We start from the raw sequence: 13,239 nt of genomic DNA, 5'->3' as shown, positions 1-13,239 counted from the left end.
ATTCCGGCCTGCGCCGGAATGACGAGCAAAAAAGCGCCGCTCAATCGTCGCTCAGCGCACCACGCAGCCAACCGGCAAGCGCATCCGCCTGCGGCCCCGAAGCCCTTCGCGGCACGGCAAGAATCCAATGCGCCGGCGTGGTGACAAACCCCCACGGCGCCAACAACCGCCCGCTCGCCAGATCGTCCGCCACCAGCTGCACCGGTGCGATCGCCACGCCCAATCCCGCGACCGCCGCTTCGAGCAGGTAATACAGATGATCGAAGCCCTGCCCATAGCTCAGCTGTGCCGGCTGCAGCCCCGCCAGCGCCGCCCACTGCGGCCACGCCTGCGGCCGCGAAGCGGTATGCAGCAGCGCCTCGCTCAACAGCCCCTGCGGTGACCGTTGCTGCAGCTTCGACGCTCCCGGATAGCGCGGACTAAGCACTGGCCCGATCCGCTCCGGCGCCAGCTCATGCACGCGCCAGTCGCCCGGCCATGGCGGCTCCGCCAGCAGCAGCGCGGCATCGATGCCGGCCAGCGACGCATCGAGCGGCGCTTCCTGCGCGGAGAGGTGCAGCTTCAAGCTCGGCAAGTCCTGCCGCAGCCGTTCCAGCCGCGGAATCATCCAGCGCGCCAGCAGGCTGCCGGGACAGCCCAGCACGAACGGCGCGTCCGCCTGGCCGCGCGCCACGCGGGCCCAGGTATCGCGCAACTGTTCGAACGCATCGCGCGCGCCGTCGCGCAACTGCTCGCCTGCCGCGGTCAGCGCCAGGCCGCGGCCCTGGCGCGCGAACAGCGGCTGGCCCAGCGCTTCTTCCAGCGCGCGCAGGTGGCGGCTGATCGCGCCATGGGTGACGTGCAGTTCCTCCGCGGCGCGACTGGCGCTGCCCAGGCGGGCGGTGGCCTCGAAGGCGCGCAAGGCATTCAGCGGGGGCAGGTCGCGGACGGCTGACATGTGAGTTTTGCTGACAGGTTCCGGCGATCTTATCGCTTTTCGCGAAGCCGGGCCGTGCGTTAATTTATCGGCCTGGCGCCCGCGGAAAGGTTTTTCGCGGCGTCCCTGCCGCTAGAGGAAACCGCACATGTCCCAGGACTTCCACCGCTGGCCCGACGAGCACGGCCGCTTCGGCGACTTCGGCGGCCAGTACGTCGCCGAAACCCTGATGGCGCCGATCGCCGAGCTGACCGAGGCCTACCTGCGCCTGCGCGAAGACCCGGCATTCCTCGCCGAGCTCGATCGCGACCTGAAGTACTACGTCGGCCGCCCCAGCCCGATCTATCACGCCGAAGGCCTGTCCCGGCACGTCGGCGGCGCGCAGATCCTGCTCAAGCGCGAGGACCTCAACCACACCGGCGCGCACAAGATCAACAACACCATCGGCCAGGCCCTGGTGGCCAAGCGCATGGGCAAGCCGCGCGTGATCGCCGAGACCGGCGCCGGCCAGCACGGCGTGGCCTCGGCCACGGTGGCCGCGCGCTTCGGCCTGAAGTGCGTGGTGTACATGGGCGCGGTGGATATCGAGCGGCAGAAGATCAACGTCTACCGCATGAAGCTGCTCGGCGCCGAAGTGGTGCCGGTGACTTCCGGTTCGAAGACGCTGAAGGACGCGCTCAACGAAGCCATGCGCGACTGGGTCACCAATGTGGCCGACACCTTCTACATCATCGGCACCGTGGCCGGCCCGCATCCGTATCCGATGATGGTGCGCGACTTCAACGCCATCGTCGGGCGCGAGGCGCGCGAGCAGATGCTCGCGCAATACGGCCGCCTGCCGGATGCGATCACCGCCTGCGTCGGCGGCGGCTCCAATGCGATCGGCCTGTTCCATGCGTTCCTCAACGATGCCGGCGTGCGCATCGTCGGTGCGGAAGCGGCGGGCGAGGGGATCGCCACCGGACATCACGCCGCCTCGTTGGCGGCCGGGCGTCCCGGCGTGCTGCATGGCAACCGCACCTACGTGCTGTGCGACGACAACGGCCAGATCACCGAGACGCATTCGGTCTCCGCCGGCCTCGATTACCCCGGCGTCGGCCCCGAGCATGCCTTCCTGAAGGACGCCGGCCGCGCCGAATACGTCGGCGTCACCGACGACGAGGCGCTCGAAGCGTTCCATCTGCTGGCGCGCACCGAGGGCATCCTCGCCGCGCTCGAATCCAGCCATGCCGTGGCGCAGGCGATCAAGCTCGCCCGCGGCATGCCCAGGGACCAGCTCGTGCTGTGCAACCTGTCCGGCCGCGGCGACAAGGACGTGCACACCATCGCCGCCCGTGAAGGAGTGCAGGTATGAACCGCATCGACCGCCGTTTCGAAGCGCTCAAGCGCGCCGGCCGCACCGGCCTGATTCCCTTCGTCACCGCCGGCGATCCCGCGCCGGAACACACGGTGGCGTTGATGCACGCGCTGGTCGAGGCCGGCGCCGACGTGATCGAGCTGGGCGTGCCGTTTTCCGACCCGATGGCCGACGGCCCGGTGATCCAGCACGCCAGCGAGCGCGCCATCGCCAAGGGCGTGGGCCTGGCCGGCGTGCTCGGCTGGGTCCGTGCCTTCCGCCAGCGCGACGCCGACACGCCGGTGGTGCTGATGGGGTACCTCAATCCGGTGGAGATCCACGGCTACGAGCGCTTCGCCGTCGAAGCCGTCGAGGCCGGCGTGGATGGCGTGCTGCTGGTCGATTGCCCGCTGGAGGAATCGGCCGTGCTGGCCCCGCTGAAGGCCGCCGGGCTGAGGCAGATCCTGCTGGCGGCCCCCACCACCGCACCCGCGCGTATGGCGCGGCTGTGCGGGTCCGCGGAGGGTTTCCTGTACTATGTGTCGTTTGCCGGCATCACCGGCGCGGGGCGCTTGAGTACCTCGGACATCGCGGCCCGCGTGGCCGGGATCCGGGCCAGCGCCAAGGCGCCGGTGGCAGTGGGCTTCGGCGTGCGCGATGCGCAGAGCGCCAAGGCCATCGCCGGATTCGCCGATGCCGTGGTCATCGGCAGCGCGCTGGTCGAACGGCTGGCGGGGGCCGAGCGGGCGGACGACATCGCCGACCGCGCCAGGGCTTTCCTGCAACCGATCCGCACGGCGCTGGACGCACACTGAAACGATCTTCCTGATCGTTTCGGTCAGGAACGTTTGAGGTGTAGCGATGAACTGGCTGCAGAAAATCATGACCCCGCGTGCGCGCACGCAGAGTTCCAACGCCGGCAAGGGCAAGGTCCCCGAGGGCGTGTGGGAGAAGTGCGGCGGGTGCGGCACCGTGCTGTACCGCCCGGAGCTGGAACGCAACCTGATGGTCTGCCCCAAGTGCGGCCATCACCACGCGATCGAGGCGCGCGTGCGCCTGCAGGCCTTGCTGGACGAAGGCTCCACGCAGGAGCTGTGGTCGAACCTCGAGCCCACCGACCCGCTGAAGTTCCGCGATTCCAAGAAGTACCGCGACCGCATTGTGGCCGCGCAGAAATCCACCGGCGAGAAGGACGCGCTGCTGGCCATGAGCGGTGCGCTCAAGGGCCGCCCGCTGATGGCGGTGGCCTTCGAGTTCAGCTACATGGGCGGCTCGATGGGTTCGGTGGTGGGCGAGAAGTTCGCCCGCGCCGCCGAACGCGCGCTGGCCGAGCGCAGCGCCCTGGTGTGCTTCTCCGCCACCGGCGGCGCGCGCATGCAGGAGTCGCTGTTCTCGCTGATGCAGATGGCCAAGACCTCGGCCGCGCTGGCGCGCCTGCGCGATGCCGGCGTGCCCTACATCAGCGTGCTCACGCACCCCACCACCGGCGGCGTGTCCGCCAGCCTCGGCATGCTCGGCGACATCAACGTGGCCGAGCCGAAGGCGCTGATCGGCTTCGCCGGCCCGCGCGTGATCGAGCAGACCGTGCGCGAGACGCTGCCGGAAGGCTTCCAGCGCTCGGAGTTCCTGCTGGAGCACGGCGCCATCGACATGATCGTCGACCGCCGCGAGATGCGCGACAAGCTCGCCGACGTGCTGGGCATCCTCACCAGGGCGCCGCGCGCCGCGTGATCGCCGCTGCCGCGATTCAAGAGAAATGCCGCCGCGAGGCGGCATTTTTTTTGCGCGTGCGCGGATGTTTTCCACAGGCGGTGTGGATGGTTTGCGGGTAAGCCTGTGGAAAAGCACTGCAAGTCACTGACGGTGTTGCGATGCGCACGCGCTGCGAAAGTTTTGGTCATGCGCGTGACGCCGCGGCATGCAGAAAACGCTTGCGAAATGGCTGAAAACATGCGTTTTCGCGCGCGGCGGCGTGGGGGTGTCGCGAGGTTGTCCACAGTGGCTGTGGATGTTCTGCGGGTGAGCTTGTGGACAACACACTCAAGTGTCTGATGGTGTTGATATGCGCACGCGCTGCGAAGTTTTTGGTCACGCTGCCGCGTGTTTGCTTCGCGTCTCCGCCCACCGGCGTAGGTTGGAGTGAGCGCAGCGAACTCCAACGCCGCGGCGGCGATCACGCGTGTTGAGCGCAGGTTTTCCACAGTCGTTGTGGATGCTCTGCGGGCGAGCCTGTGGAAAACACCTTCAAGTGCTTGATGGGGTTGGTGCGTGGACGGGCTGCGAGAGTTTTGGCCAGGCCGTCGTCGTGTGATGGGGTTTTCCACAGGTTTTGTGGAGGTGGGTTGGGGGAGCTTGTGGATAAGCGCGAGGGGGGCCTTGGGCAACAGTGGGTTGGCACGCTTTGCCGAAGTTCTGCGCAACGAAGGGTGCGCATCCCGTTATTCGTCATCCCGGCGTAGGCCGGGATCCAGTGGCGGTATCGCCTGGTTGTCGCGTTGCGCTTGGTTGTCTCGCCTTTGGCGAGTGTTTCGTGCCGCTGCCGCGGCCCGAGTTACTTCTTCTTTGCGTGCCCAAAGAAGAAGTAACCAAGAAGAAAGGGCACCCTGCTTGGCGCCCTCAGCAGCTAAAGCTGCTGAGGGTCCGTGAGGGCTGGCCGGGCTTTTTGACAGGGCATCCATGCCCTGATCAAAAAGGCGGGGACATCGTGTCCCCGCCCCCCTGCGGGGGCCTTTTCGTCCAGCCCTCACCGCCGGCGCCAAGGGGACCCGGTAGATCAAGAGCAACAGCGGAACGCCGCGGCTGCGCCGCGAGCTCTTCGCTTGATTGTCGCCCCGCCCGTCATCCCCCTCTCCCCTCCGGGGAGAGGGCCGGGGTGAGGGGCCGGTCGGAGCGATGTGCTGAGGGCCGAGAAAGCCCGACAGCTTTTTCAAAAGCAATTAACCCCAAGTCCCGACTGCCGTGATAACCACGTGAAAATCTTTTATACCCGGATCAGCTAATGAAATTAACCAAGAGTTTTAATCGGATCACCAAATGCTGCGCCGCAGAAAATACCCCTTCCCGCCGTTTCCTCGCCTTCGTGAAGCTGACGTCGTAGGAAACGCTTCAAGCGCTGATTTAAAGGCTTTTTACCCGACGCATGCGCCTTTCAAATGCGCCGGATACCAGTCCTTGCGTTGCAACTTGCTTTTACCCCTACGCGAGTCAATCTTGCGAACGCTCGTATGAAACCAAGCGTTCAAATGGAGACTTGAATCCGACGTTCCACTTGCCGGAGGGGCAAGAGGGGACGGCCGGAGGATCAGCGGGGACCGGCAACCGATGTCGAATCAGCTCAACGATGAGCAGGGCGCCAGATATCGCCTGTTGCGTGCAGCCGAGACGCTGTACGTCGAGCACGGCTATGAGGCGACGTCGCTGCGCATGATCGCGGGACTCGCGCAGGCGAATCCGGCCCTGGTCAGTTACTACTTCGGCAGCAAGGAAGCCTTGATGCGCGAATTGATGATTTCCTGTCTGAATCGCTTGAATCAGGAGCGCCTGTATTTGCTCGCGGCATGCGAACAACCTAATGGCAATAGCGCGATTGCCGCACAGGCCGTGCTTGGCGCCTTGATTATCCCGGTATTGCGCATGCGCCAGGACAGCATCGAGGAGCGCACGCGGATACAGCTGCTGTTGCGCGCCTATGGCGATTCCTCGCCGGTCATCCGCGGTTATCTGAAAGAAAGCCACCGGTCGATTTCGGCGCGCTTTTTCAAGGCCTTCAAGCGCGCGCTGCCGGGACTGCCGCCGCGCGAACTGGGCACGCGCCTGCGCTTCGGCCTGAAGGCACTGGCCGGCGTCATGGCGGGAGCGAACCTGGCCGAGCTGGCCTGCGCCATCTGCATGGGCGAGCCGGTCAGCGAATCGCTGGTGATCACGCGCCTGCTGGTGTTCGTCACGCCGATCCTGGTCACGCCTTTCCGCGATCCCAAGCGCGACAGCCAGGTCGAGCAGGTGGTGGGCCAGGTGGTGGCCACCGCGGAAGTGGTGGAGCCCGAGATACCGGCGGCAGCGCATCGGGGCGCACGGGCCGGTGGTCGCGATCCTTTTCGCGCCGCGGACGAAGTGATGGGCCCGGCGATGGGCGGCGAGAGGGCGCCTGTAGCGGCTGCCGCTTTCGGCGAAGCCGACGCGGCGGCCGATCCGCCGGCGCGCCGCGTCCAGTGGTTTGCGTAGTGCTGCAGTCGTTCCAGGGGAAGGGCCTTCGGGCCGGGGATACAGGTGTCGCGCCTAGCGACTCTTCATTGGGAGGGGAGTAATGCAACACAAGCCATATCGGCCGCATACGTCGGTCAAGCCACGCGTGCTCATGCTGGCGATTCTGTCCTGTCTCGCCATCCAGGCGCGCGCGCACGCCGCCGACAACGGCCGCGATGCCGCGGCACCGAACGACGCCAAGCCGGCGCCCGCGGCCAGCAATGCCGCGCCACCGGCGGACCCGCAGGCCCAGGCCGCTCCCGACAACAAGAAATCCCGCGCCAGGCAAGGCAGCAAGGCGGATGCCGACAAGGTCGTCCAGCTCGGCGAAGTGACGGTGACCGCGCAGAAGCGCGAGGAGCGCCCGATCGACGTGCCGATCGCACTGTCGGTGTTCGACGCGCAATCGCTGGACGACCACAAGATCGAAGGCGGCGCCGAACTGCTGCGCGCCACGCCGAACGTGACGTTCTCCAAATCCAACTTCGCCAGCTACAACTTCTCGATCCGCGGCGTCGGCACCAAGGCGCTGTCGGTCACCACCGACCCCGGCGTGGCGGTGAGCTTCAACAGCACGCCGCTGATCCGCAATCGCCTGTTCGAGCAGGAATACTTCGACGTCAACCGCATCGAGGTGCTGCGCGGCCCGCAGGGCACCCTGTATGGCCGCAACGCCACCGGCGGCGTGGTCAACATGATTCCGAACCTGCCGTCGCTGGATGGCTTCGATTCCTGGTTCAAGGCCGAAACCGGCAACTACGACAGCCGCCGCTTCAGCGGCATGGTCAACGTGCCGATCGGCGACACCCTGGCCTACCGCCTGGCGGGCGCCTGGACCAAGCGCAGCGGCTACGACAACAACACCGTGACCAACAAGGACGTCAACGGCCGCGACCTGTGGAGCGGCCGCATGGGCCTGCTGTGGAAGCCCAGCGACAAGTTCAGCGCCAGCCTGGTATGGGAGCACTTCAACGAGAACGACGACCGATCGCGCACCGGCAAGCAGCTCTGCCACAACGATCCGGGTCCGACCCAGATCGGCGACACCGCCGTGCCCGAATTCAACCAGCCGCAATTCAGCCAGGGCTGCCAGCCCGGCTCGCTCTACGGCAAGGGCGCGTTCGGCGTGCCCAACGGCGCCAGCCTGTCGCAGCTGCTGTTCGCGCGCACCAGCCTGCCGCTGGGCATCACGCCGGACTTTCTCGAGACGCCGTCGCTGGTCAAGCCGGGCGATCCCTTCGCCGGCGTGCAGCAGTCGACCAATCTGCGCACCATCGCCACCAGCTACGACCCGCGTTTCAAGGCCAAGAACGACGTGGTCCAGATCAACCTGGAGTTCAAGCCCAGCGAGGACCTGAAGCTGATCTCGCAGACGGCTTATTCGCGCGATTTCTATTACTCGACGCAGGACTACGGGCGCTTCCAGTCCAACCCGATCTTCAACGATTCGAACGGCCTGCTGAATCCGTTCCCCGATCCGGTCACGGGCAATTTCGGCGGCCCCGCCTATCCGATCACGCCGGGCGGCGTGTACACCGATCCGCAGCTCGGCCCGTCCAAGGGTTATCTGGCGGTCGACCTGGTGCGCTCGCACAGCAAGCAGTGGTCGCAGGAATTCCGCCTGCAGTCCTCGTTCGACGGGCGCTTCAATTTCAGCGTCGGCGCCAATTACCTGGACTACAAGATCGACGAAGACTATTTCGTCTTCAACAACGTGTTCACCGCCACCGCGCAGGAATTCTTCAACCAGGGCTATTTCGGCCGCACGCCGATCGACTGCACGCCGAACTACCTGGACCAGTACAACAACTCCTGCGTGTATATCGACCCGAACCCGATCGGCAGCATCAACGGCCAGGGCCATAACTATTTCCGCAGCCAGAATATCGGCGAGACCAAGTCCAAGGCGCTGTTCGGCGAGCTGTATTACCAGCTCTCCGACACGGTAAAGCTGACGGCCGGCCTGCGCTATACCGACGACAAGAAGATCAGCACGCCGGTGCCGAGCCAGCTGCTGCTGATGCCCGGTTTCGCCGGGGGCGGCTATGTCAATTACGGGTATCCGCACCTGCCGGACATCAATCAGCGCTGGCGCAAGCCGACCGGGCGCCTGGTGCTGGACTGGAAGCCGAAGCTGTCCTTCACCGACGAAACCCTGGTGTATGCCTCGCTGTCGCGCGGCTACAAGGCCGGCGGCACCAACTCGCCGGGCATCGGCGCCGATCCGAAGAACCTCTACTTCAATCCGGGCCCGTCGACGTTCAAGCCCGAATACGTCAATGCGTTCGAGATCGGCACCAAGAACATGATGGACGGCGGCAAGCTGATGCTCAACGCCGACGCGTTCTACTACGACTACAAGGACTACCAGGTCTCGCAGATCGTCGATCGCGCCACCTTGAACGAAAACTTCGACGCGAAGATCTTCGGCTTCGAGCTGGAAGGCGCCTGGCAGGCCACGCGCGCACTGCGTTTCGACGGCAACCTCGGCTATCTGCATACGCGGCTTGCCAACGGATCCCGCTCGATCGACGTGCTGAACCGCACGCAGGGCAATCCGGACTACGTGGTGATCAAGCCCTGGCTGCAGCAGGCTTCCAATTGCGTGGCGCCGAAAGCGGAGGTGGAAAAGCTGCTGCAGTGGGCGCAGACCTCGGGCTACGTGCTTGCCTTCAACGACCTGGCCTCGTTCTGCGGCGGTCCGTTCCCGACCAGCAACTTCGTCGCGCCGGATGGCTCGATCCAGCTGGCCAGCGGCGATTTCTACAATCCCAATACGCAGGCGCCGAATGGCGGCAAGGGCTTCTACGCCGATCTCGGCGGCAAGCAGCTGCCGAACTCGCCGCATTGGACCGGCAACGTGGGTACGCAGTACACCTTCTTCACCGCCAGCGGCGACTTCACCCTGCGCGGCGATTACTACCGCCAGAGCTCCAGCTATGCGCGCATCTACAACACGGTGTCGGACAAGCTGCGCGGCTGGGGTAACGCGAATCTCTCGCTGACCTGGCAGTCGGCGAAGAGCGATCTCACCGTGCAGCTCTACGTCAAGAACCTGTTCAACGACACACCGATTACGGACGCCTTCGTCAATAGCGACGACAGCGGATTGACCACGAACGTCTTCACTCTCGATCCCAGGATCTACGGGATCTCCGTTCGCATGGGCTTCAACTGAGAGGTTCCACCGCTCTTATGCAGGGATAGCGCAGGCGCGTCTGCGATGTCCCTGCACCTCCGCTGGCAATGCCCTGTGCGTTGCCGGCGCAAGTCGCTGCGGCCTGCGTTCCGGCCGCGGTGCAGCCCGGTGCTCATCGCACCTCCTAACCTTGAAAGGAGTCATCGCATGACCTTCGTCAAATCCATCGCTGCAAGTGGTGTGCTGGCCGTTGGCATGTTGGCCGCCGCGCCGAGTTTCGCTTCGCATTTCACTCCGGACGGCACGTTCACGGCCACGGGTTCCACCAGTCTCTCGGCGCTTGGCGGCGCGATCAGGATTCCGTGCAAGTCCGTCTTCACCATCGTGGTGAGCGGCGGCGTGGGCGTCGTCACCAATGCCGTGTTCAGCCCCGATCCGGCCAACGGCAACAACGCGAACTGCAACAACCTGCAGGCGACCAACTTCAACTGGCCGTTGAACATCACCAGCGCCACCGGCGGCGTGGCCCAGAACGTCAAGGTGGTGGGCATCAACGGCAACCCGGTGACCTGCGGCGCCGGCCCGGTGCCGGTCACGCTGAGCAACGGCGTCGCCACCTTCAACGGCCAGCTCAATCCGGGCGCCTGCGCGGTGACCAGCAGCAGCCTGCCGGTGGTCAACACCGGTGGCGGCGCCACGCTGAGCATCGTGTATCCGTAATCAAGGAGCGGCATGGCGTTCCGGCTGGCAGGAGCCTGGCCGGGACGCGCCAGGGACGGCGTAGCTGGGATGCTTTTTCCGTCGTACCGCTGCGCAAGAGGGCGACCTCTTGCGCAGCCTTGATCTATCCGCGCCGCGATCGAGCGTCGTGCCGTAGCTGATTTTCAAGTGGGGAGCCGCCTGCAGGGCCTTTTGGCGCCCGCGGGCCCGGTGCGGCCGTGCCGGAATCCATGGCTTGCCATGCGCAAGCTTTCACTAGAAATACCGGAGATCACCATGTCAAAAACATTGAAGCTCTTCGGCATCGCCGCCGCTGGCGCGCTGGGCATCTGCGCGCAGACGGCGAGTGCCGGAACACCTTCGGGCGACTATGCGGTTTTCCAGCATTGCCCGTATCAATCGAACGACCAGGTCACCGCCTGCGTCGTTTCCACCATCACCTCGGGCTCGTTCAAGATCGGCAAGGCCACGGTGCCGATCACCAAGCCGATCGTGCTGCAGGGCGGCGTCAACAATATCGCCGACCTCGGTGCGCTCTATGTTCCCGTCGATGGCGCGCCCGCCATGTCGGCCACGCCGCTGGAAGTGCCGGGCGGCCTGCTCGGCCTGATGGAACCGGACTCCACCTGGCCCGGACCGCTGGCGCAGGCGTTCTGGCATATCGTCAATACGGTGAATGACGTGTACGCCACCGCGGAGCCGGTGGGGCCGGCGCAGGCCAATCTGATCAACGCTTCCTTCCCGCCGTTGCCGCCGGAAGACCCCACGGTCATCCAGCTGCCGATCCGCATCCATCTGCAGAATCCCTTCCTCGGCAACACCTGCTATATCGGCTCGGCCAGCCATCCGATCGTGTTGAAACTGGTCGCCAATACCACCAGTCCGCCGCCGCCGAATACGCCGATCAGCGGCGTGCCGGCAGCGCTGTCCTTCCTCGATACGACGGACCCGGCCGGGCAGATCCTGATGGCCGATGGCGGCACCCTGGTCGACAACTCCTTCGCCGTGCCGAAGGCCGAAGGCTGCGGCAATACCTTGTTGCCGATCCCGATCGTCACGCCGATCCTGCAGGGTATCGTGACGGCCGCGGTCAACCTCAAGGAAGGATTGCCAGCCGCGGCAGGAAAGAACACGGCCATCATGAGCGGGGATACGGCGATCGGGCCGACCATCTACGTGCAGGCCAGCGAAAAGTAAGCCGGTTCCACGATTATCTTTGAATAAGCCGCCGGTTTTCACGGAATAAAACCCCTCTCCTTTGCCCGCGGGGATGGGAGAGGGGTTGCTCCCGCCGAAACGGCTATTCAATTCTGGATATTGAACTCGTTTTCATGCCGGTTATGGTCCGTCCGTGCTGGTAGGATCGGGCAGAACGGCAAAGGTGAGAATTTACGCGTGAATAGCCAAGTGACCGCGTCGGGAAATACCCGTATCCGCCTGTTGCAGGCAGCCGAAGCGCTGTTTATCGAGCGCGGCTTCGAATCCATGTCGCTGCGGCAGATCACCCAGCTCGCCGACGCCAACCTGGCCGCCGTGAATTACCACTTCGGCAGCAAGGAACTGCTGGTGCAGGAGCTGCTGTCCAAGCGGCTCGACCGCCTCAACCAGGAGCGCCTGCAATTGCTGGCCGCCTGCGAACAGGAGGCGGACGGCAAGCCGCTGCATGCGTCGGCCGTGTTGAGCATCCTGTTCGTGCCGGCGCTGCGGCTCAGCCGCGATCCCGCCGGCGGCCCTGCCTTCATGCGCCTGCTCGGCCGCGTCTACAGCGACGCCTCGCCGTTTATCCGCGACCATCTGCAGGAGCATTACCGCCCGATCTTCGGGCGTTTCTTCGAAGCGTTCTCGCGAGCGCTGCCGGAACTGCCGCGCAACGAACTGGGCATGCGCCTGCATTTCATCCTCAAGAGCCTGTCCGGCCTGCTCGCCGGCGAGGACATGGACGAACTCATCGCCTCGCTCGGCATGGGCGAAACCTTGAGCGATGCCGTGGTGCTGGCGCGCCTGATTTCCCTGCTGTCGCCGATGCTGACCAGTCCCTTCGGCAGTCCGGAACAGATCGAGATCGTCGAGCAGGTGATGGGGCAGGCCGACGCCGCGGCGAAAGCGACCGATGCCGTGCAGGCGGCCAGCGGCCAGGTGAGCCACAAATCGTTCGGCGTGCTGACCATGTTGAACGAATCGAACGACGGCGCCTGAGCGCCCGCCGCGGACGCAAGCGTTCGCGGCCCTTCCTGTTCACCAAAGAACGCATCGCCTACCAGTGAGCCGGGTGCGCGCGCACCGGTCGCGTACCTGCGCAATACGCCGACGAATCGGCGAAAACGCCAACTGCACACAGCAACGCAAAAACTTGCGGCTTGCAAAGCCGCGCGCATTGTTTGAAGAATCTACGAGGGGAGGGTCAAGCATGCCGCTCAGCGCGCCAGCAGGCGCGCGTGCCTGCCGCCATTCCTGCCGCATCAGCATCGTTTTCCATGGATCTGAAACGTCGTGCGCGCGTCGGCGCCAGGACGTCCCTCGTTAGGAGTACGCATGTCTACCGGTTCGCGCCCGTCGGAAACACTTTACGAAGTCGTGGTCAATCAGCACGGCCAGTACTCGACCTGGCCCGCGTACAAGGCGCTGCCGCAAGGGTGGGCGAAAGCGGGCAAGCAGGGGCCGAAGGCGGCCTGTCTCGAATTCATCGGAGCGACGTGGACTGACATGCGTCCGACGTCGCTCGGCGCCAGCGTGCGCCGTTAGCGCCGCGGCGCGGTTCGTTTTGCGTTACTGACGATCTGTTGGGGATCGTCATCGTGATGCCCCTTGGGGGAGGGGAGTTGGCTGCACGGTCAGCCATGGTTTCCGTGTGCGCACGGCCGTCACCGCGGCCGTGCAGCGGAGCCA

Annotated in this window: 10 protein-coding genes; 9 read left to right on the top strand and 1 reads right to left on the bottom strand. The window is 65.2% G+C overall.

The features are described 5' to 3' along the window. Positions 1-40 precede the first annotated feature (40 nt). Positions 41-937, bottom strand: coding sequence for a LysR family transcriptional regulator (locus FHW84_RS12090; RefSeq protein ID WP_167255778.1), 897 nt, complete (start codon positions 935-937; stop codon positions 41-43). 127 nt (positions 938-1,064) lie between these two features. Between FHW84_RS12090 and trpB the strand changes: the two genes are divergently transcribed. The 9 genes from trpB (at position 1,065) to FHW84_RS12045 (ending at position 13,095) form a co-directional block, all read left to right on the top strand. After that, entirely contained in the window at positions 1,065-2,270 is a 1,206-nt protein-coding gene (gene trpB / locus FHW84_RS12085; protein WP_167255776.1) for a tryptophan synthase subunit beta, read from the top strand. Further along, complete coding sequence (trpA, locus tag FHW84_RS12080; RefSeq protein WP_167255774.1) at positions 2,267-3,067, top strand: tryptophan synthase subunit alpha; 801 nt, start codon at positions 2,267-2,269, stop codon at positions 3,065-3,067. The genes trpB and trpA overlap by 4 nt, the downstream gene beginning before the upstream one ends. A gap of 46 nt (positions 3,068-3,113) precedes the next feature. Further along, on the top strand, positions 3,114-3,983 hold the full coding sequence (accD, locus tag FHW84_RS12075) for an acetyl-CoA carboxylase, carboxyltransferase subunit beta (RefSeq protein ID WP_167255772.1): 870 nt from the start codon (positions 3,114-3,116) through the stop codon (positions 3,981-3,983). Between the two features lie 1,590 nt (positions 3,984-5,573). Then, on the top strand, positions 5,574-6,473 hold the full coding sequence (locus FHW84_RS12070) for a TetR/AcrR family transcriptional regulator (RefSeq protein WP_167255770.1): 900 nt from the start codon (positions 5,574-5,576) through the stop codon (positions 6,471-6,473). Positions 6,474-6,555: 82 nt separating this feature from the next. Beyond that, positions 6,556-9,672: a TonB-dependent receptor gene (locus tag FHW84_RS12065; RefSeq protein ID WP_208399757.1), complete on the top strand. Its 3,117-nt coding sequence runs from the start codon at positions 6,556-6,558 to the stop codon at positions 9,670-9,672. Between the two features lie 168 nt (positions 9,673-9,840). Beyond that, positions 9,841-10,353 carry a hypothetical protein gene (locus tag FHW84_RS12060; RefSeq protein ID WP_167255768.1) on the top strand — a complete coding sequence of 171 codons (513 nt, stop codon included), beginning with the start codon at positions 9,841-9,843 and terminating at the stop codon, positions 10,351-10,353. A gap of 276 nt (positions 10,354-10,629) precedes the next feature. Beyond that, the gene (locus FHW84_RS12055) at positions 10,630-11,550 is read left to right on the top strand and encodes a hypothetical protein (RefSeq protein ID WP_208399756.1); all 921 of its coding nucleotides are present in this window, start codon (positions 10,630-10,632) and stop codon (positions 11,548-11,550) included. Positions 11,551-11,748: 198 nt separating this feature from the next. Further along, positions 11,749-12,549 (top strand): TetR/AcrR family transcriptional regulator, encoded by an 801-nt coding sequence (locus tag FHW84_RS12050; RefSeq protein WP_343203597.1) that lies wholly within the window; start codon positions 11,749-11,751, stop codon positions 12,547-12,549. Positions 12,550-12,885: 336 nt separating this feature from the next. Then, the gene (locus tag FHW84_RS12045; RefSeq protein ID WP_167255766.1) at positions 12,886-13,095 is read left to right on the top strand and encodes an MbtH family NRPS accessory protein; all 210 of its coding nucleotides are present in this window, start codon (positions 12,886-12,888) and stop codon (positions 13,093-13,095) included. Positions 13,096-13,239 lie beyond the last annotated feature (144 nt).

This window comes from Dyella sp. SG562 (assembly GCF_011759495.1).
Classification (GTDB): domain Bacteria; phylum Pseudomonadota; class Gammaproteobacteria; order Xanthomonadales; family Rhodanobacteraceae; genus Dyella_D; species Dyella_D marensis.
This window is presented reverse-complemented; position numbering and strand designations above follow the sequence as displayed.